General features: G+C 56.8%; 20 protein-coding genes. 4 read left to right on the top strand and 16 right to left on the bottom strand.

Annotated elements, in window-relative coordinates; all coding sequences use genetic code 11:
• Positions 1 to 16 precede the first annotated feature (16 nt).
• Entirely contained in the window at positions 17 to 727 is a 711-nt protein-coding gene (locus E0L16_RS15130; RefSeq protein WP_063452198.1) for a DUF3053 domain-containing protein, read from the bottom strand.
• Positions 728 to 1058: 331 nt separating this feature from the next.
• On the opposite strand from E0L16_RS15130, the gene E0L16_RS15125 reads away from it, so the two are divergent.
• A complete protein-coding gene (locus E0L16_RS15125; RefSeq protein WP_063452196.1) occupies positions 1059 to 1346 on the top strand; it encodes an HTH-type transcriptional regulator in 288 nt (95 codons plus the stop codon).
• Positions 1347 to 1384: 38 nt separating this feature from the next.
• Here E0L16_RS15125 and E0L16_RS15120 read toward each other — a convergent pair whose 3' ends face one another.
• The 3 genes from E0L16_RS15120 to ubiD all read right to left on the bottom strand — a co-directional run bounded on the left by E0L16_RS15120 (position 1385) and on the right by ubiD (position 5459).
• On the bottom strand, positions 1385 to 3004 hold the full coding sequence (locus tag E0L16_RS15120) for an ABC-F family ATP-binding cassette domain-containing protein (RefSeq protein ID WP_131637260.1): 1620 nt from the start codon (positions 3002 to 3004) through the stop codon (positions 1385 to 1387).
• A gap of 217 nt (positions 3005 to 3221) precedes the next feature.
• Positions 3222 to 3923 carry an NAD(P)H-flavin reductase gene (gene fre / locus E0L16_RS15115; RefSeq protein ID WP_006812340.1) on the bottom strand — a complete coding sequence of 234 codons (702 nt, stop codon included), beginning with the start codon at positions 3921 to 3923 and terminating at the stop codon, positions 3222 to 3224.
• 39 nt (positions 3924 to 3962) lie between these two features.
• A complete protein-coding gene (gene ubiD, locus E0L16_RS15110) occupies positions 3963 to 5459 on the bottom strand; it encodes a 4-hydroxy-3-polyprenylbenzoate decarboxylase (RefSeq protein WP_131637259.1) in 1497 nt (498 codons plus the stop codon).
• Between the two features lie 169 nt (positions 5460 to 5628).
• Here ubiD and rfaH point away from each other — a divergent pair, with 169 nt between their 5' ends.
• Complete coding sequence (rfaH, locus tag E0L16_RS15105; protein ID WP_063452193.1) at positions 5629 to 6120, top strand: transcription/translation regulatory transformer protein RfaH; 492 nt, start codon at positions 5629 to 5631, stop codon at positions 6118 to 6120.
• Here rfaH and tatD read toward each other — a convergent pair.
• From tatD to udp, 9 genes are all read right to left on the bottom strand, one after another.
• Positions 6117 to 6899: a 3'-5' ssDNA/RNA exonuclease TatD gene (gene tatD / locus E0L16_RS15100; protein WP_063868871.1), complete on the bottom strand. Its 783-nt coding sequence runs from the start codon at positions 6897 to 6899 to the stop codon at positions 6117 to 6119. The two genes, rfaH and tatD, sit on opposite strands and share 4 nt — an antisense overlap.
• Before the next feature lie 41 nt (positions 6900 to 6940).
• Positions 6941 to 7711, bottom strand: coding sequence for a Sec-independent protein translocase subunit TatC (tatC, locus tag E0L16_RS15095; RefSeq protein ID WP_131637258.1), 771 nt, complete (start codon positions 7709 to 7711; stop codon positions 6941 to 6943).
• 2 nt (positions 7712 to 7713) lie between these two features.
• Positions 7714 to 8256: a Sec-independent protein translocase protein TatB gene (gene tatB, locus E0L16_RS15090; RefSeq protein WP_003860783.1), complete on the bottom strand. Its 543-nt coding sequence runs from the start codon at positions 8254 to 8256 to the stop codon at positions 7714 to 7716.
• A gap of 3 nt (positions 8257 to 8259) precedes the next feature.
• Positions 8260 to 8514, bottom strand: coding sequence for a Sec-independent protein translocase subunit TatA (gene tatA, locus E0L16_RS15085; RefSeq protein ID WP_063452190.1), 255 nt, complete (start codon positions 8512 to 8514; stop codon positions 8260 to 8262).
• Positions 8515 to 8590: 76 nt separating this feature from the next.
• Positions 8591 to 10231, bottom strand: coding sequence for a ubiquinone biosynthesis regulatory protein kinase UbiB (gene ubiB / locus E0L16_RS15080; RefSeq protein WP_102749584.1), 1641 nt, complete (start codon positions 10229 to 10231; stop codon positions 8591 to 8593).
• A complete protein-coding gene (gene ubiJ, locus E0L16_RS15075) occupies positions 10228 to 10833 on the bottom strand; it encodes a ubiquinone biosynthesis protein UbiJ (RefSeq protein WP_131637257.1) in 606 nt (201 codons plus the stop codon). The genes ubiB and ubiJ overlap by 4 nt, the downstream gene beginning before the upstream one ends.
• Before the next feature lie 13 nt (positions 10834 to 10846).
• Positions 10847 to 11602: a bifunctional demethylmenaquinone methyltransferase/2-methoxy-6-polyprenyl-1,4-benzoquinol methylase UbiE gene (gene ubiE, locus E0L16_RS15070; protein WP_063452187.1), complete on the bottom strand. Its 756-nt coding sequence runs from the start codon at positions 11600 to 11602 to the stop codon at positions 10847 to 10849.
• Between the two features lie 66 nt (positions 11603 to 11668).
• Positions 11669 to 13126, bottom strand: coding sequence for a DNA recombination protein RmuC (gene rmuC / locus E0L16_RS15065; RefSeq protein WP_107534432.1), 1458 nt, complete (start codon positions 13124 to 13126; stop codon positions 11669 to 11671).
• Between the two features lie 140 nt (positions 13127 to 13266).
• The gene (udp, locus tag E0L16_RS15060; protein ID WP_131637256.1) at positions 13267 to 14028 is read right to left on the bottom strand and encodes a uridine phosphorylase; all 762 of its coding nucleotides are present in this window, start codon (positions 14026 to 14028) and stop codon (positions 13267 to 13269) included.
• A gap of 259 nt (positions 14029 to 14287) precedes the next feature.
• On the opposite strand from udp, the gene E0L16_RS15055 reads away from it, so the two are divergent.
• Complete coding sequence (locus E0L16_RS15055) at positions 14288 to 15094, top strand: dienelactone hydrolase family protein (protein WP_112792046.1); 807 nt, start codon at positions 14288 to 14290, stop codon at positions 15092 to 15094.
• 81 nt (positions 15095 to 15175) lie between these two features.
• On the opposite strand, the gene metE is transcribed toward E0L16_RS15055, so the two are convergent.
• Positions 15176 to 17437, bottom strand: a complete 2262-nt coding sequence (gene metE / locus E0L16_RS15050) for a 5-methyltetrahydropteroyltriglutamate--homocysteine S-methyltransferase (protein WP_131637255.1) — start codon at positions 17435 to 17437, stop codon at positions 15176 to 15178.
• 116 nt (positions 17438 to 17553) lie between these two features.
• Here metE and metR point away from each other — a divergent pair, with 116 nt between their 5' ends.
• Positions 17554 to 18507 carry an HTH-type transcriptional regulator MetR gene (gene metR / locus E0L16_RS15045; RefSeq protein WP_131637254.1) on the top strand — a complete coding sequence of 318 codons (954 nt, stop codon included), beginning with the start codon at positions 17554 to 17556 and terminating at the stop codon, positions 18505 to 18507.
• Here the strand turns inward: metR and E0L16_RS15040 are convergent.
• A complete protein-coding gene (locus E0L16_RS15040; protein WP_131637253.1) occupies positions 18395 to 19294 on the bottom strand; it encodes a carboxylate/amino acid/amine transporter in 900 nt (299 codons plus the stop codon). The genes metR and E0L16_RS15040 overlap by 113 nt on opposite strands.
• A gap of 82 nt (positions 19295 to 19376) precedes the next feature.
• A complete protein-coding gene (gene yigL, locus E0L16_RS15035; protein WP_063452181.1) occupies positions 19377 to 20177 on the bottom strand; it encodes a sugar/pyridoxal phosphate phosphatase YigL in 801 nt (266 codons plus the stop codon).
• Positions 20178 to 20186 lie beyond the last annotated feature (9 nt).

Below are 20186 nucleotides of genomic sequence, written 5' to 3'. Positions count from 1 at the left end.
AGCGGGGATTTTTTTCTTATTCCGTTGCAGCGACCGCTGCGCTCCACGCCTGGCTAAAGGCCTGGTGCTGGGACGCGAGCGGCCCGATCAGCGTATTGTACTGGCTCGCCTGCTGGGAGGTCGGGAACTGAATACCGTTAGAGACGAAGCTCACCTGTGTACCCTGCTCACTGATAAAGTCACCTACCTGAACCAGCTGCTGAGTAAAGACCTGAGCCGCTGGGATCAACGGCTGCAAGGCGTTTGACGGTTTAGTTACCACTTTCTCATACACCTGGTCATAAACCGGCTTCAGGTCTTCGCCCTGCTTCAACGCGGAACGCGAGGCATCAGCCTGCATTTTGGCATTTTGCAGCTGCTGGCTCAGCACCCCGAGCGCGCCGTTGGACTGGCGCAGCGGTTCACGCTGGGTCACATAATCCTGTGGAACGCGGATGGCGTTCACGCTATCCACTACCGGGCGGATACCGGAATCCATCGCCTGGCTTACCTGCTGTGAATAGCCATACAGAATGGCGTAATCCGACACGAATGGACCAAACTGTTTTTTCTGATCCGCAGTCAGCGTTGGTAAACGCTCGCCGCTACGCATCACTGTATTCTGTAGAAAATCGATAAACGCTTTGCGCTGATCGCCTTCTTTATCGAAACACCCACTCAGGCTAACCACCATCAGCAACGCCGCAATAGGCGCAAACCAGCGAGAGCAGGACTTTCCTGTCGCCATTTTATTACTCCTTTCACCCAAAAAAGCGCACACCGGCACACGCGTGCCCAACGCTGACAAGGATAGTCCAGGTCAGCCTTGCAAGATAGAGTTTTCATGCAAAACGGGTATTCCCGTTTTTGTACTGACTATTTACAAAAAAATACCTGTTCATTCCTACATATGACTAATCAGGTAATTAGCATAACTATCCATATAGCTGAAACGGGTAAAGCGATCGTGATCGCACAATTAATCACAACCGTGACGATCCTGTGTTTGGTTTAGGGACTATTCTTAACATGCTCTCTGATGTTCATGATCCCGATGTGTGATTTATGAGGAGTTCTCAATGGAATTAAAAGATCCTGAGTTTGAGCTGCTGAGCAGCCTGGAACAGATTATTTTTAAAGATGTACCGCCGACGATTACCCTGAATCAAAAGTCCAATCCTTTTAGTGAATTTGAGCGTTTACGTAAAGGGTCGGGCCTGAAAACAGATGAATTCGCAAGAGCGATGGGTGTCAGCGTAGCGATGGTGCTGGAGTGGGAGTCAAAACGTGAAAAACCTACCCCAGCCGAGCTAAAGCTGATGCGCCTGATCCAGGCAAACCCTGACCTTCGCAAGCAGTTAGCCTGATTAAGTTTGTTTGCCCCCGCCCTTGCGGGGGCTTGTGTTTACAGCCTTTCACATCGCCATCCCGACTCCTCCCAAACCAGCTCATGCGTCAGCTTTAATCCTGCCAAAAACGCTTCATCATGGGACACCACCAGCAGCGCGCCGGGGAAATCGGCCAGGGCCGCTTCAATGGCCTGCACGGAGGCCAGATCGAGGTGATTGGTCGGCTCATCCAGCAGCAACAGCTGCGCCGCCTCCTCACGCCACAGCGCGCAGGCCAGCGCGGCCTTCAGGCGCTCGCCGCCGCTTAGCGCGGCCAGAGGCAGCGTCACTTTCTCCGCGCCCAGCTGAAGCTGCGCTAAACGGGTACGTAGCGCCCCCTCTTCGAGCGGTGTATTGCTAAGGCTGAGGTGCGTCATTACCGACTGAGACAGATCCAGCCGGGAAAGATGCTGATCGAGACAGGCGTGCCTGACGGAGACCTTACAGGTTCCCGTAACAGGGGCGGTTTCGCCCAGGATCACTTTCAACAGCGTGGATTTTCCACAGCCGTTCGGCCCGCGTAGCGCCACACGCATCGGGCCATCCATACGCCAGCCGATCGGGGGGATATGCACGTGCGGAAGCACCAGTTTTTCCAGCACCAGCACCTGTTTCCCTTCCGGAATTTGACTGCCCGGCAGGGTAAACATCACCGCGTTATCCTCTTCAACCCGCTCGCGTGCCTGGTTAACCGCAGCGTTCAGGGCATGATTTTGATCGCTATGCTGTTTTTTCCAGGAACCAATACGCTCTTTCGCCGCCGCTTTGTATTTGACCCGCTCAAACGAGGCAATGTTAAGGCTGTCGACCTTGCGAAGCGTTTTGGCTGAACGCCGCTGGCTGTCGTCATGCTCTTTATGCATGCGGGCTCGGGTACGTTTGCGCTCGGTGGCAGCATGCTCCAGCGCGGCGCGGGCGGCCTGCTGCTCGGCATCACGCTGGGTTCGATAGTCAGCATAATTCCCGCCGTAGCTGCGCAAGCCCGAAGCACTCAGTTCAAGTATACGCGGCACCTGCGCCAGCAATTCCCGATCGTGAGAGGCCACCAGCACCCCGCCCTGATACCGGGCAAGCTGCTCGTAGAACCACATGCGGCCTTGCCTGTCGAGGTGGTTGGTCGGTTCGTCCAGCAACAGGTAATCCGCATCTGCGGTGAATGCACCGCACAGCAAGGCACGAATGCGCTCGCCACCGCTCAGCTCTGCTGCGGGTTTATTCGGGTCAAAAGGTGGAAGCGAGGCCGCGATAAAAGCCTGGCTCAGCCGTTCAGCCAGATCCCAGTGGCCGTCGAGCGTGTCCAGATCGTCGGGTTCATAATGACCGCTGTCGATGCGCGTGCGCGCCGCAAAGATCGCGCCGTAGCCAAGCAGTTCGGCAAGCGTGGTATTAGCAGAAATATCCTGCTGCTGCGCCACACAGGCGTGTGTAGCAAAGCGCTCAATGTGACCGCTGGCGGGCTCATCAATACCTGCCAGCAGCCGCAGCAGGCGCGTTTTGCCGCTGCCGTTGCGGCCAACCAGCGCGCACACTGACGCATCCAGAGAAAGAGACAGAGGACCAAAAAGGATAGCGCCCGTCGCAAACTGACAGGTGACCTGATGCAAAATAAAAGAGGGGGACAGCGCAAAATGAGCCATAAGCACTCCTGAATGAAATCAAAACATCCCCTGCCGACGCGGTGCGTTTAGCAAGGATCGAAATTCATCAGTCGTGTTTGTTCATTTTTGGGGGGCGCTCCTGAGGGCGAAAGTTAACGAGAACAAGAATAACGGCAATGCGCCGCCCGTTTCAAGGTTAAATTTTCACCAGCGCCATTGTCAGCGTGAAAAAAACCCGCCGAAGCGGGTCTCTCAATCAGATAAACGCAAACGCATCGCCGAACAGACGATCTTCCCGCGCGTCACGCTCGTTGCAGAACAGGTCGCGGGCAATTTTCGCCATTTCGAAGCGACCGGCGATGTAGATATCGTGCCCCGCCAGCGTCCCGTGATCCTGCAATACCGCGGTCAGCACCGTACCGCTGCGCCCGCGCCAGCCCTCTTCCGGCTGCTCGACAACCGGCTCGATGCGCAGGTTTGGATGATTGACGCTCAGCGCTTCCAGCTCAGACAGATCGTAAAGATGCTTCTCTTCACGGCCGCCCCAGTAGATGGTGATATCGCGATTTGGATTACGCGCCAGCGCCGTTAACAGAATAGAACGGACATAGGAGAAGCCCGTACCGCCGGCAATCAGGATCAGCGGACGGTCTTCGTCTTCACGCAGCCAGGCCTCACCGTGAGGAATATCGACCACGATTTCACGCTCTTTCAGGATGCGGTCCATCACGGCCATCGCGTACAGGTTAAGCTCAGACGCACCAATATGCAGCTCAATAAATTCCTGCTCTGCTGGCGTTGAGGCCATAGAGAAAGGACGCTTATCACGCTCGTCCATCACGACCATCAGGTACTGACCGGCACGGAATGAAAATGCCGCTTCAGGAACCAAACGGACGCGATATACGGTGTCGGTAATAGCATCTACCGACGTCACTTTACAGCTTAAGGTTGTCATTCGCTCTCTCTGTCGGGAAGTCTATAGGGCTAAACGGTCTTATTCTGCCTTACCGTTATTCATTATGGCCAGCTCGTCCCAGATCGCGTCAATTCGCGCGGTCACGGCAGGATCTTTTACGATCGGGCGACCCCATTCACGGTCGGTTTCGCCAGGCCATTTGTTCGTGGCATCCAGTCCCATTTTTGAGCCAAGGCCGGAAACCGGCGAGGCAAAGTCCAGATAATCAATCGGCGTGTTTTCCACTAACACTGTGTCACGCGCCGGATCCATACGCGTGGTGATGGCCCAGATCACGTCATTCCAGTCGCGGGCATTGACGTCATCATCGCAGACAATCACAAACTTGGTATACATAAACTGGCGCAGGAAAGACCATACGCCCATCATCACGCGCTTAGCGTGACCGGCATACTGCTTCTTCATCGTCACCACCGCCAGGCGATACGAACACCCTTCCGGCGGCAGATAGAAATCCACTATTTCCGGGAACTGCTTTTGCAGGATCGGCACGAACACTTCGTTCAGCGCCACTCCCAGCACCGCCGGTTCATCAGGTGGACGGCCGGTGTAGGTGGAGTGATAAATGGCATCTTCACGCTGGGTAATGTGCGTGACGGTGAATACCGGGAAGTTATCCACTTCGTTGTAATAGCCGGTGTGGTCGCCGTACGGCCCTTCGGGTGCCAGCTCGCCCTGTTCAATGTAACCTTCCAGCACGATCTCCGCGCTGGCGGGCACTTCCAGGTCATTGGAGATGCACTTCACCACTTCGGTTTTGGTGCCGCGCAGCAGCCCGGCAAAGGCATATTCAGACAGCGTATCCGGAACGGGCGTCACTGCGCCCAGAATCGTTGCCGGATCGGCACCCAGCGCGACGGATACCGGGAAGCGTTCGCCCGGACGGGCCGCGCACCACTCCTGGAAATCCAGCGCGCCGCCGCGGTGGGACAACCAGCGCATGATGAGCTTGTTCTTGCCAATCAGCTGCTGACGATAAATGCCGAGGTTTTGACGCTCTTTATGCGGCCCGCGCGTCACGGTGAGGCCCCAGGTGATCAGCGGTGCGGCATCTTCAGGCCAGCACTGCATGATCGGAATTTTGGTCAGATCAACCGCATCGCCTTCCAGCACTTTTTGCTGGCACGGCGCACCGCGCAGGCGCTTAGTTGGCATGTTCAGCACCTGTTTAAACTGCGGCAGCTTGTCGAACAGGTCGCGGAACCCTTTTGGCGGCTCCGGCTCTTTCAGAAAGGCCAGCAGTTTGCCCACTTCACGCAGCGCCGTGACATCTTCCTGCCCCATGCCCATCGCCACGCGGCGAGGTGTGCCAAACAGGTTGCACAGTACCGGCATGGCGTAGCCTTTTGGGTTTTCAAACAGCAACGCCGGGCCGCCCGCGCGCAGGGTACGGTCGGCGATCTCTGTCATTTCCAGATACGGATCAACAGGAAGCGTAATGCGTTTGAGTTCGCCCTGCTTTTCCAGCAGCGCCAGGAAGTCGCGTAGATCGTGGTATTTCATGCAGTTAATCATGGCCTCTCTGTAAGCGCTTCATTATACGGCGTAAGACCGCGTGATGCTGTAATTTTGTTAAATTAGCGTGAACTTCCACGACTTACTCTCTTTTTCGCCATTATAATCACCTTAGCGATCCCGCCAGGGTTTTGGTATGCTTGCGCCCCGAACAATGGGAAGAGTGATTATGCAGGCCTGGTATTTACTGTATTGCAAACGCGGGCAACTTCAGCGCGCGCAGGAACATCTTGAACGTCAGTCTGTTAACTGCCTGACGCCCGTGATCACGCTTGAAAAAATGCAGCGTGGAAGACGCACGACCGTCAGTGAGCCTCTGTTCCCGAACTACCTGTTCGTTGAGTTCGACCCCGAAGTGATCCACACCACGACGATCAGCGCTACCCGCGGCGTCAGCCATTTTGTGCGTTTTGGCGCCCATCCGGCAAGAGTACCGTCATCGGTTATTCATCAGCTTTCTGTCTATCAGCAGCCTGACGATATTACCGATCCTGAAACCCCGTACGCCGGAGACAGCGTGGTGATCACCGAAGGTGCCTTTGAAGGGTTGCAGGCCATCTTCTCTGAGCCGGACGGTGAAGCGCGTTCCATGCTGCTGCTCAACCTGCTGAACAAAGAGGTGTTGCAGAGCGTTAAAAACACCGATTTCCGCAAAGTTTAGAACTGCACGCCGAACAGACGACGCACGTTATCATCGGTTTGTGCTGCCAGCCACTGCGCATCTTCTCCGCGCCAGTGCGCCACTCGCTCAGCAATGTGACCCAGATAAGCCGGTTCATTACGTCGTGATGCCGGTTTGGGCTGCATATCCCGGGGCAACAGATACGGCGCATCCGTTTCCAGCAGCAAACGATCGGCCGGGATAACGGGCAACAGCTCGCGCAACTCCAGCCCACGCCGCTCATCGCAAACCCAACCCGTGATACCCAAATAAAGCCCACGGTTCAGGCAATCCAGCGCCTCCTGACGGGAGCCCGTAAAGCAGTGCAATACCGCACCGGGCAGCTTCTCCAGCCAGGGTTCCAGCAGCGCCAGAAAACGTTCATGCGCATCGCGACAGTGCATAAACACCGGCATCCCCAGCTCTGCGGCCAGCGCGAGCTGGGCGGTAAATGCCCTCTCCTGGTCTTCAGGCGTCGAGAAGTTACGGTTGAAATCAAGCCCGCATTCGCCAATGGCAACCACTTCTGGGGTTTGTGCCAGACGATGAAGCACCTCAGCGCTTTCATGCGTCCACTGGCTGCTGTCATGCGGATGCACGCCGGCGGTGGACCAGCAGTGTTGATAGCGTTGCGCCAGCTGCCGTGCCTGCTCGCTCTCATGCAGGTTCGTTCCCGTCAGTAACAGGCCGTTCACGCCGGCGGCAAAGGCGCGCGCCACCACCTCATCGCGGTCTTTCGCAAACTGCGCACTGGTCAGGTTAAGCCCGATATCAAACATACGTATCCCCATATGACAACCGCCCTGACGGGCGGTTGGTTTTATTCTTTGGTGGTCTCTTCAGACGGCTCGTCTTCTTCGTTCCCGGTACGTCCCTTTCCTACGTAGAAACGTGCGAAGAACACGCCGACTTCAAACAGGCAGTACATGGGTATCGCCAGTAAGGTTTGCGAGAAGACGTCCGGTGGCGTCAACAGCATACCTACGACAAACGCACCCACCAGGATATAAGGACGCTTCTTGCGCAGATCGTCAGGCGTGGTCACGCCCACCCAGCAGAGCAGGACAATCGCGACGGGCACCTCGAAGGCGACACCAAAGGCCATAAACAGCGCCATGACGAAGCTGAGGTAGCTGGCGATGTCCGTCGAAACCTGTACCCCTTCCGGCGCGGTATGCGTCAGGAAGCCAAAGGCCAGCGGGAAGACCACGAAGTAGGCGAACGCCATGCCGATGTAAAACAGCAGCGAGCTGGATACCAGCAGCGGAATAACCAGCTTACGTTCATGCCTGTACAGCGCGGGTGCCACAAATGCCCAGACCTGATACAAAATGACCGGTGCAGATGCAATCAACGATACCCAGAAGGTCAGCTTGATGGGGGTAAAGAACGGCGAAGCAACGTCCGTTGCAATCATCGTCGCGCCCAGCGGCATCTGTTTAATCAGCGGCGCAGAAACCACCTGATAGATATCGTTGGCGAAATAGACCAGACATAAAAAAATGAGGAAAACCGCAATAATGCAGTTTAACAGGCGCTTACGCAGCTCAATGAGGTGCGCAATCAGCGGTTGAGTATCATCTACTGCCATGTTTACGCTTTATCACTCGACGAGGGGGATGATTCGGAAACAGGCGCGGCGGGTTTTACCTCAGCCGTTTTGACCACGGGCTCTTCCGGCGGCACCTGCTTTTTCACTTCGGGCTCCTGCGGCGATTGCTCTGGCGAAGCGGCCTGATGCTCCGCGCTGGAAGGCGTCACACCCTCGCGCTGCTCTTCGCTGCCCTTCACCACCGGATTATGGATGGTGTTTGCTTCATCGCTCGCCTTCTCAGGATCGTTAATGCTGTATGAGCGCTTCATGGATTCAGCCGCTTCGCGCAGCTCATCCATCGACGCTTTCAGCTCCGGCGTCAGGTTGTCCATGCTCGCCTTTTCAACCTTTTTCAGGCTGTCCTGAAATTCCTGAAGCTTTAATTCCTGCGCCAGCTCGTTCTGCACGGTCGTTGCCAGCGAGCGGAGCGCCCGCACCCAGCCCACGACGGTTTTCACCGCAACGGGTAAACGCTGCGGCCCCAGCACGATCAGACCAATCACAAAGACCAGCAGTAACTCACCAAAACCAATGTCGAACACGAATTACACCTGCTCTTTATCGTGACGTTTGGCCTCTTCCTTTTTGGCTTCGTCCTGCTTATCGGCGATAGATTTAGCGGTAAAATCAGCATCCTGACCGGTTTTTTCCTGCTTATTCTCATCATCGCTCATGGCTTTCTTGAAGCCTTTGATTGACGCGCCCAGGTCGGAACCAATCGATCCCAGTTTTTTCGTGCCGAACAGCAGCACAACGATGACGGCAATGATCACTAACTGCCAGATACTGATACCACCCATGCGTGTTCCCCAGTGATAGACGATTAATTAGTCAGATCGCATTATACGTATGCAATCCATCGATAGCGACGCTAATTCAGCGCGTTTTTCGCCAGCCAGCAAGCCAGACAACCACGCCGGCAGCCATAATCCAGGCTGGCATCATTTCCCAGTCCGGACGATTGATCAACAGCAACGTGCCGCTTATCAGCAGCGTCGCGCCAATTCCGAAGAGATAGCGGGACTGCCCCTGACGCACGCGACTGGATTGAAGCTCGTGCGCGATTTTATCCATGCTGTGCTGAAGGTTCTTGCTCTGACGCAAACTGTCGTAAACCAGTTCAGGAATTTCAGGCATTTTTTCAATCCAGAACGGGCCTTTCTCTTTAAGCGAGCGAACCAGCGCAGGAATACCGACCTGATCCTTAATCCAGGACTCAAGGAACGGTTTCGCGGTTTTCCACAAGTCTAACTGAGGATAGAGCTGGCGGCCTACGCCCTCAACGTAAAGTAATGTTTTCTGAAGTAAAACTAATTGTGGCTGCACTTCCATATTGAAACGGCGTGCGGTGTTGAACAGGTTCAGTAAAACGTGACCGAAGGAGATCTCTGACAGCGGCTTTTCAAAAATCGGCTCGCAGACGGTGCGGATCGCAAACTCAAACTCTTCCACGTTGGTATCTGGCGGAACCCAGCCTGAATCCACATGCAGCTCGGCCACCTTACGGTAGTCGCGGTTGAAGAAAGCGATAAAGTTCTCGGCGAGATAACGCTTGTCCTCTTTATTCAGCGAGCCAACAATTCCGCAGTCGATGCCGATGTATTTCGGATCTTCCGGGTGCTCGTAGCTGACGAAAATATTGCCCGGATGCATGTCAGCGTGGAAGAAGCTGTCGCGGAAAACCTGCGTGAAAAAGACCTGCACGCCGCGCTCGGCCAGCAGCTTCATGTTGGTGCCCTGCTTTTCCAGCGCCGCCACATCCGAGACCGGAATGCCGTAGATACGTTCCATCACCATCATGTTCTGGCTGCAATAGTCAGAGTAGACTTCAGGAACATACAGCATCGGGCTGTCTTCAAAGTTACGACGCAACTGAATGGCGTTCGCCGATTCACGCAGCAGGTTAAGCTCATCAATCAGCGTTTTTTCGTATTCCCGCACCACTTCCAGCGGACGCAAACGGCGGCCATCCGGCAACAGACGCGGCACCCAGCGGGCCAGACGATAGATCAGCTTCATGTCCGCTCTGATAACCGGCAGGATATCCGGGCGAATCACCTTAATGACCACCTCTTTGCCATTTTCCTTCAGGCGCGCGGTGTGAACCTGCGCAATAGACGCTGAGGCCAGAGGCTGGATGTCGAAATCATCAAACCAGGTGTCGATGGGAATATTACCCATCGCCTCTTCGATTTGTTGCTTTGCTCTCTCCCCATCAAACGGGGCGACGCGGTCCTGCAACAGCGCGAGCTGATCGGCAATCTGCGGCGGGAAAAGGTCGCGACGCGTTGAGAGCATCTGCCCAAACTTGATCCAGACAGGACCGAGCTCCTGCAACGCAAGACGCAGGCGTGCGCCCAGCTCCTCATCCTTATGGCGATTCGGCATCCAGAACAGCGTGCGCCGCCAAAGCCGAAGCGGCAGGGTGATACGCATTCTGGGGATAAGCTCGTCGAGCCCGTAGCTCAAAAAGGTGCGAACGATAAAGTAGAGGCGCCGAATTTCACCAGGCGTCATTTGCCCTCCAGTTTTTCCAACCGTTTGGTTAACGCATCAACTGCGCGCTCAACTGCCGCGGTCTCTTCAGCAAACCAGGCGACCTCTAAAGGCCCCGGCGCCATACGCCACTCTTCGGTCAGCACCTCGGCAGCATAGCGCTGTTGACGGAGCAGACCTTTACGCAGGAAAGCGGAGCCCGTGCGCAGCGTTTTGCTTATCCCTTCGGCCGCGATGTCGCCGATATAGGGTGCCAGAAGTTCCGCCGGGTCGAATTCGGCCTGATCGCTGAGTGCAACGAAGTTCTGTACCACCTGAATATCGCCTTCGACTTCCAGCTCACCGCTGCGAATAAGCGCCGTCATCTGCTGACGGTCACGCAGTTTTGGCAGTACGCTCATGTGCGTAATCACCGAGCAGTCAGCCGCGCCTTCCCATTCACCCAGAACGTCAAGCTGGCGTTCGCTGAAGACCAGCACAAGCGGCGTCGAGAACTCCTTTAATACGATACGCAGTACCTTCCCGTTAAGCCGCTGACGTGCGGTTTTCAGCGCCGGTGCGCGATACAGAAAGGCATTCAGTACATTCTCGATGCCAGCGGTGACTAAGGGTTTAATGGGCACGGGAAACCTCCACTCAGAACTTGTAACCACGATGCAGCGCGACGACACCCGCCGTCAAATTGAAGTATTCCACGTTTTCAAACTCCGCATCCTGCATCATCGCTTTCAGCGTGTCCTGATCCGGGTGCATTCGGATGGATTCGGCCAGATAACGGTAACTTTCGGCATCGTTCGCCACCAGCTCGCCAATGCGCGGCAGAACGTGGAAGGAATAGGCATCGTAAGCTTTGCTCAACGGGTCGATAATGGGTTTTGAGAACTCGAGAACCAGCAGACGACCGCCCGGCTTCAGCACGCGGTACATGGAGCGCAGCGCCTTGTCTTTATCGGTCACGTTACGCAGACCGAAAGAGATGGTGATGCAGTCGAACGTATTGTCCGGGAACGGCAGCGCTTCGGCGTTCGCCTGAACATATTCCACGTTCCCCACCACGCCGATGTTGCGCAGCTTTTCGCGGCCCATTTTCAGCATGGAGTCGTTGATATCCGCCAGCACCACGCGGCCCGTTTCGCCTACCAGACGGGAGAATTTTGCGGTCAGATCGCCCGTGCCTCCGGCTAAATCCAGCACCGTTTGTCCACGGCGCACGCCGCTGCAATCAATAGTAAAGCGCTTCCACAAGCGATGAATGCCGAATGACATCAAATCATTCATCACATCGTACTTCGCCGCCACGGAATGAAATACGTGGGCCACCATGTCAGCTTTCTGCGCTTTGGCGACAGTCTGAAAGCCAAAGTGCGTTGTGTCTTGTGAATCGTCAACCATCTCAGAGCCTGCTAATCAGTCAAATGTTCGTGAAGTGTAACAGATTGGGCGCATTTGCCCTACGTTTCAACCACCGTGAAAGAAACGTGCCGGCTGCTCATCTGGCGATAAACTCGCCGCTAAATCGTTGTCTTCATTGCGGGAATTTTGCTCAGCGTCGCCTTCGCGCAGGCGGAACTCTTCGTCCTGAGCGGTCGCCTGCTCCACCAGTTCCGGATTAATCTCGCGCTTCACCTCCACGCCCAGGCTGCGGAACGCCTCCGCCTGTGCCAGCAAATTGCCGCGCCCGGAGGAGAGTTTTTTCATCGCCTGGCGGTAATTATCCTGGGCGCGATCCAGGCTTTGCCCCACCGAGGACATATCGTCGACGAAGAGCCGCATTTTGTCGTACAGCTTGCTGGCGCGATCGGCAATCTGCTGCGCGTTACGACTTTGGTGCTCATAGCGCCACAGGTTGGCAATGGTCCGCAAAGCCACCAGCAGCGTGGTGGGGCTGACCAGCATAATGTTATTTTTCAGCGCTTCGGTAATAAGCTCAGGCTGTCTGTCGAGCGCCAGCAGGAATGCAGGCTCGACCGGAATGAACATCAGCACGTAATCCAGCGATCGCAGCCCCGGCAGCTGCTGATAATCTTTCCTGCCCAGCAGACGAATATGGTTACGCACGGAGGCGATATGCTCCTGCAACGCTGATTCTCGGGTGTAGTCATCGTCAGCGTTGAAGTAGCGCTCATAGGCCACCAGGGTCATTTTGGCGTCGATAACCACATCTTTGCCCTGAGGCAGACGCACAATCACATCCGGCTGCATTCGCGAGCGCGCGTCGTTTTCGATGCTGACCTGCGTCTCATATTCATACCCTTCGCGCAAGCCCGAGGCCTCCAGCACGCGAGTTAAGACCACTTCGCCCCAGTTTCCCTGCGCTTTGTTATCGCCTTTGAGCGCCCGCGTCAGGTTGATTGCCTCCTGCGCCATCTGCGCATTCAGCTGCTGGAGGTTACGGATCTCGTGCGCCAGGGTGTGGCGCTCGCGCGCTTCCTGTCCAAAGCTGTCCTGCACCTGACGGCGGAAACCGTCCAGCTGTTCGCGCAGCGGCGTCAGCAGGCTGTTCAGGCTCTGGCGGTTTTGTTCATCCACGCGGCGGTTGCTGTGCTCAAAGATACGGTTCGCGAGGTTTTCGAACTGCTCGCTGAGGCGCTGCTCGCTGTTGATCATCTGGCGGATTTTGTCTTCGGCGTGCAGCTGGGTGGATTCAAGGCGGGTGGTCACTTCGCGGAGATCGGCCTCCAGCGAGGTATTGATGTCGCGCAGGTTACGCAGTTCGTTATTGAGCAGTTCACACTCTTCGCGCCAATGGTCGCTCAGCGCAAGCTGCTGTTTCGTCGCGCTGAGTTCAGCCACGATCTCTTCGCGCTCTGCCAGCTGTTCGGCTTTCTGCTGCGCGTGCTGGTAGCTGGAAATGAGCCAGCCAATCCCCACGCTCGCCAGCGCCACTACCGCATAAACCAGGATTGAGATATCCACAATGCCCCCCTGCATCCACGTATAACCCGCACAAAATAGAATTGTGCTGTATAAACGTCCAGTTTGAAAGGGTTTTCCTGCGAGGCGCTACGCAAAAAATAAAGGCCGAACGCGTCGGCCTTTTATCTCAGACGAGAGGATTAGAGGAGACGGCGAGCCGCTTCAACCACAATTTTCACCGCATGACTTTCGGTCTGCTTCATGGTTTCGGCGTTCGGGATCTCCTGCTGGGTACGGTTGACGATTACGCCCGCCACCATACCGGCACGCAGACCCTGGCTTGCGCACATGGTCAGCAGCGTTGCAGATTCCATTTCATAGTTCATCACGCCCATGGACTGCCACTCTTCCATTGAGCCTTTGAAACGGCTCACCACGCGGCCAGAGTAGGTGTCGTAACGCTCCTGGCCCGGGTAGAAGGTGTCGGAGGAGGCCGTCACGCCCACGTGGGTGGTTGCGCCAACGGATTTCGCCGCTTCTACCAGCGCGGTGGTGCACTCGAAGTCAGCCACTGCCGGGAATTCCATCGGTGCAAAGTGCAGGCTTGCGCCGTCCAGACGCACGGATGCCGTCGTGACCAGCACGTCGCCCACGTTGATGTGCGGCTGAATGGCGCCCGTGGTGCCGATACGCAGGAAAGTACGAATGCCCAGCTGCGCCAGCTCTTCAACGGCGATTGAGGTAGACGGACCACCGATACCGGTAGAGCACACGATCACCGCTTTGCCGTCCAGCTCTGTGCGCCAGGTGGTGAATTCGCGATGGGCTGCCAGCTTAACCGGCTTATCCATCAGCGCGGCGATCTTTTCCACACGCTCAGGATCGCCAGGGACGATAGCCAGCGTAGCCCCTTGTAAATCGTTTTTAGTGAGGCCGAGATGAAAAACATCAGACTTAGACATAGGTGACTCCTCTGTGGGTCGGTTAGTCAGAAGAAGTAAAAAGGTACTTTACAGAAGCAATGTGCATTATTTCGTGATGCATCTCACCATGAATGAAAATGATTGCAGTTAATTTCCATCAAATAGTGATTCACATCACATTAACAAGTTATATCGACGGGTGCTGCACAAAAGATAGACGCTATAAGGCACTGTGGATTGTTAACCTGGTGTCTATATTTATCTTTGCGCTAATCCATTCATTGGTACGGAGAATGCCATGACTGAAAAAACCGGTTTTGCACCTGCTGCTGCCCCGCATGCCTCAACCATTGTCTCAACCCCTGAAGAGGCCATCACCGCAGGCGAAACGTCGATTCCCTCTCAGGGAGAGAACATGCCGGCGTACCACGCGCGGCCAAAAGCCGCCGAGGGCCCGCTGCCTATCGTGATTGTGGTTCAGGAAATATTTGGCGTTCATGAACATATTCGTGACCTCTGCCGCCGCCTGGCGCTGGAGGGTTATCTGGCCGTTGCGCCAGAGCTCTATTTCCGCCAGGGCGATCCGAACGATTACAGCGACATCCCGACGCTGTTCAGCAACCTGGTCAGCAAGGTGCCGGACGCGCAGGTGCTTGCCGATCTTGACCACGTTGCCAGCTGGGCGGCGCGCAACGGCGGCGACCCGCACCGTCTGATGGTGACCGGCTTCTGCTGGGGCGGGCGCATTAGCTGGCTGTACGCCGCGCATAACCCGCAGCTGAAAGCCGCCGTAGCCTGGTACGGCAAACTGGTGGGTGAAAAGACCCTGAACTCGCCGAAGCATCCGGTTGATATTGCTACCGATCTCAATGCCCCGGTGTTAGGGCTGTATGGCGGTCAGGATACCGGTATTCCGCTTGATACCGTCGAGACCATGCGCCACGCGCTGCGGGCGGCAAACGCGAAGGCCGAAATCGTGGTGTATCCCGATGCCGGACACGCGTTTAATGCCGATTATCGTCCGAGCTATCACGCGGAATCGGCGAAAGATGGCTGGCAGAGAATGCTGGCGTGGTTTAGCCAGTACGGCGGGAAGAAAGCATAAAAAAGCCCGGTGGCGGCTGCGCCTTACCGGGCCTACTGGCAGGCCGGGTAAGCGATAGCGCCACCCGGCAATCCAGCACCACTACGCCTGACGCAGATTCTGCGCTGCCTTCACCATATTTGCCAGCGCGGCGCGCGTCTCCGGCCAGCCGCGGGTTTTCAGGCCGCAGTCCGGGTTTACCCACAGGCGTTCCGCCGGGATGCGCTGGGCGGCTTTCCTCAGCAGCCCTTCAATCCACTCCACGCTCGGCACGTTCGGGGAGTGAATGTCATACACGCCCGGCCCAATTTCGTTCGGGTAGTCGAACTCTTCAAACGACTCCAGCAGCTCCATGTCTGAACGCGAGGTCTCGATGGTAATGACGTCGGCGTCCAGCGCGGCGATGGAGTCCATGATGTCGTTAAATTCGCAGTAGCACATGTGGGTGTGGATCTGCGTGTCATCCTTCGCAACGGCGGCGTTAATGCGGAAGGCTTCCACGCCCCACTGTAAGTACGCATCCCAGTCGCTGCGACGCAGCGGCAAACCTTCCCGCAGCGCCGGTTCGTCGATCTGAATGATGCCAATCCCTGCCGCTTCCAGATCCGCCACTTCATCGCGCAGCGCCAGCGCGATCTGTTTGGCAATCGTCTCGCGCGACACGTCTTCGCGCGGGAACGACCAGCAGAGAATGGTCACCGGGCCGGTCAGCATGCCTTTTACCGGTTTATCGGTCAGAGACTGAGCATACTTCGCCCACTCCACGGTAATCGCCGCCGGGCGGCTGATGTCACCAATCACTACCGGCGGCTTCACGCAGCGGGAGCCGTAGCTCTGCACCCAGCCGTTCTGGGTAAAGACGAAACCGTCCAGGTGCTCACCAAAGTATTCCACCATGTCGTTACGCTCGGCTTCACCGTGCACCAGCACGTCCAGCCCGAGGCGTTCCTGCTCGATAATCGCCTGCTTGATGTGTTCCGCGATGCCGGTGCGGTAATGATTCGCGTCCAGATTGCCCTTTTTGAAGTCCAGACGCAGGCCGCGGATCTCGGTAGTCTGCGGGAATGAACCGATGGTCGTGGTCGGCCACGCGGGCAGGTTGAAGCGGGCGCGCTGGGCTTCAGCACGTACCTCGTACGGGCTCTGGCGCTGGCTGTCCCGGGCGGTAATGGCCGCCAGACGCTTTTCCACCGCCGGGTTGTGCACGCGAGCCGAGTGACGACGCGCCTGGATTGGGGCGCTCCAGTCGGCAATCGCCGCCGTATCGCCGCTGTTGAGCGCATCGCGCAGCAGCGCCAGCTCTTCACATTTTTGCAGGGCGAAGGCAAACCAGCTTTTCACTTCTGCGTCCAGGCGGGTCTCCACGCTCAGATCGATCGGACTGTGCAGCAGAGAACAGGACGAAGCCACCCACAGCTCGCGTTTACCGACGATGTCTTTAATTTGCGCGTATTTCTCGGTCAGATCGGCGCGCCAGACGTTACGACCGTTGACCAGACCGGCGGAGAGCAGCCAGTCCGCGGGCAGACGCTTATGCAGCTCCGCCACGTCGTCTTTACCGTGAACGAGGTCCACGTGCAGGCCCTGAACCGGCAGCGCGGTAATGGTGTTGAGGTTCGGCGTCACGCCTTCGAAATAGGTGGTCAGCAGCAGCTTCACCTGGCCGGTGAGCGCGTCATACGCTGGTTTAAAGGCATCCAGCCACGCCTGCGGCAGCTCCAGCACCAGCGCCGGCTCGTCGATTTGCACCCACTGGATGCCGCGTTTGCCCAGCTCGATCAGCACCTGCTTATAAACCGGCAGAATATCGTTCAGCAGGCTGAGGCGGTCAAACGGTTCGCCTTTCACTTTGCCCAGCCACAGGTAGGTTACTGGCCCCAGCAATACGGGCTTCACCTGATGGCCCAGCGCCAGCGCTTCGTCCACTTCATCCAGAAGCTGCGTCCAGGTCAGCGCAAACTGCTGGCCCTTAACGAACTCCGGCACCATATAGTGATAGTTGGTGTTAAACCACTTGGTCATTTCCGCCGCTGCCGCTGGTTCACCCGTTGGCGCACGGCCACGGCCGATGCGGAACAGGGTGTCGATATCTACCGATCCATCGCTGTTCTGATGACGAGCCGGCACGTTGCCAAGCAGCAGGCTGGTGGTCAGAACATGGTCGTACCAGGCGAAATCGCCCACCGGCAGCAGGTCAACGCCCGCCTGTTTTTGCTGATCCCAGTGACGGGCGCGCAGCTCGCGGCCCACCGCCAGCAGTTCTTCACGGGTGGCGTTACCCGCCCAGTAGCTTTCTTGCGCTTTTTTCAGCTCGCGACGCAGGCCAACGCGAGGGAAACCGAGAGTGTGAGAGCGGATTGTCATGGCATACCCCTTGTAGAAATTCGTTATTTAGACGTCCAGATGTTTACACTTCTATAATTGGCAGGTACTGTATATTCCTCAAGCGCAAAATGTTCATGGCGAAGTGAAGGACTTTCATGATCGAGATAAAACACCTGAAAACGCTACAAGCGTTGCGGAACTGCGGTTCTCTTGCGGCGGCAGCGGCCACGCTGCACCAGACTCAGTCTGCCCTTTCTCACCAGTTCAGCGATCTGGAACAACGCCTCGGTTTTCGTCTTTTTGTGCGTAAGAGCCAGCCCTTGCGCTTTACGCCGCAGGGCGAAATTTTGCTTCAGCTGGCGAACCAGGTGCTGCCGCAGATTGCCAGCGCGTTGCAGTCCTGCAACGAGCCGCAGCAGACCACTCTGCGCATTGCCATTGAGTGTCACAGCTGTATTCAGTGGCTGACCCCCGCGCTTGAGAACTTCCGCCAGAAGTGGCCGCAGGTGGAGATGGACTTTAAATCCGGCGTTACGTTTGATCCGCAGCCGTCGCTTCAGCAGGGTGAGCTGGATCTGGTGATGACCTCAGACATTCTGCCGCGCAGCGGCCTGCACTATTCGCCGATGTTTGATTTTGAGGTGCGTCTGGTGCTGGCCCCGGATCATCCGCTGGCCGCCAAAACGCGCATTACGCCGGAAGATCTTGCCAGCGAAACGCTGCTGATTTACCCGGTACAGCGCAGTCGTCTGGATATCTGGCGCCATTTTCTGCAACCCGCAGGCATCAGCCCTCAGCTGAAAAGCGTGGACAATACCCTGCTGCTGATCCAGATGGTGGCGGCCAGAATGGGGATCGCGGCGCTGCCGCACTGGGTGGTCGAGACGGTTGAACGCCAGGGTCTGGTGGTCACCAAAACCCTGGGTGAAGGATTGTGGAGCCGGCTGTACGCTGCCGTGCGCGACGGCGAGCAGCGTCAGCCGGTTACGGAGGCGTTTATTCGCTCAGCGCGGAACCACGCGTGCGACCATCTTCCGTTTGTGCGGAGCGCGGAGCGACCCAGCGGCGATGTACCCACAGCGAAGCCAGGATCACCGTTCCCCCAATAAGGAAGCTCGGCCAGTGCGGCTGTTCCTGCCAGATGGCGAGGTTTACCAGCAGTCCCGCCGGGACGTGTACGTTGTTCATGATCCCCAGCGTTCCGGCGTCTACCTGCGTAGCGCCGTAGTTCCACATAAAGTACCCCAGCCCCGACGCCACCACGCCCAGCCAGACCAGAACGCTCCACTGCACGGTAGTGGTCGGCAGCCTTTGCGGATTGCCGAGCAGAAACCACGCCGCCACCGCGACAATCGCCGCGCCCATATAGAACCATGCAAACGCGTTATGCTGCGGCATCGGACGGGTTTCCATCAGGCGTTTGTAACCCACCATCCCGATGGCGAAGCTGATATTGGCGAGCTGGACGAACATCAGCCCGGTCCAGAAGTGATCGCTCACCTTGTCGTAGCGAATGATCGCCGCGCCAATTACCGCCAGCGCGGCGCTCAGCAGATATCCCCAGCGCAGGCGGCGCTTGCTGAGCAGGTCGTAAATCAGCGTGATATAGAGCGGCGTCAGGACGGTAAAGAGCAGGAATTCCGAGACGGACAGGTAGACGTAGGCCCGAAAGCTGAACAGATACATGATGCCGAGCTGCATCGCGCCCACCAGCATGTACAACAGAATGGTGTTCAGCGATTGCCCGCGGGTGCGCAGGAACGGCAGGAATACCAGCGCCGCCAGCCCTACGCGCATCAGTACCGAGAAGTAGCTGTCGACCGATCCGGCAAGGTATTCGCCAATCAGGCTAAAGGAGAAGGCCCACAGGATAGTGGTGATAATGAGTAGCGCCACAATGCTTGTCTCTCAGAAAGAAGGACAGGCATTGTAGCGAACTCTTTAGTTGACATCTGAGCAATAAACAATCAAATGAAGATTATTCAAGGAACAGCTTGCGCAAATACTTAGGTACCGCGTTATCGGCGTTAGTGCCGATCACTTCCAGCTCCGGGTGCAGGTCTTTAAGGCGCTGGTGCGCGTTCTGCATGATGCAGCCTTTGCCCGCCATGGAGAGCATCTCGGCATCGTTCATGCCGTCGCCGAACGCGATGCAGTCTTTCAGCTCAAAGCCCAGACGTTTTGCCACCGCTTCCAGGGCGTGACCTTTGGACACGCCGCCCGCCATCACTTCCAGACAGGTCAGCGTGGAGAAGCTCACGTTGACGCGGTCGCCCCAGCGGGCGTTGATCGCCTGCTCCAGCGGCAGCAGCGCTTCGTGGCTTTCGCAGGTAAAGAACACTTTGCTGATCCCCTCCGGATCCAGCAAACCCGGCTCATACAGCGAGTAGTTGAATACCGCTTCCTTGAAGAAGCGCATTTCGTCCGGGCGATGACGGTTCATAAACCATTCGTCGTCACGGTAAACGTTGGTGACGATATCCGGGTTGTTATGCACCACGCCGAACAGATCGGCGGCGATATCACGATCCAGGTTATGGGTGAAAATGAGGTTGCCGTCTGTGTCGTGTACGCGAGCGCCGTTGGAGGTGATCATGTACGATTTGATTTCCAGGTTATCGCGGATCTGCCCCACGTCCACGTGGTGGCGGCCGGTGGCGAAGACAAAGTTCACGCCGCGGGCGGTCAGGAGTTTTAAGGTCTCTTTCGCGTAAGGCGACAGGGTGTGGTCGGGGGAAAGCAGCGTGCCATCTAAATCAGATGCAACAACCTGGTACATAGGGATTTA

Source organism: Enterobacter quasihormaechei (assembly GCF_004331385.1).
Classification (GTDB): Bacteria; Pseudomonadota; Gammaproteobacteria; order Enterobacterales; family Enterobacteriaceae; genus Enterobacter; species Enterobacter quasihormaechei.
The sequence above is the reverse complement of the archived record's forward strand: the minus strand, read 5'-3'. Positions and strand labels throughout refer to the sequence as shown.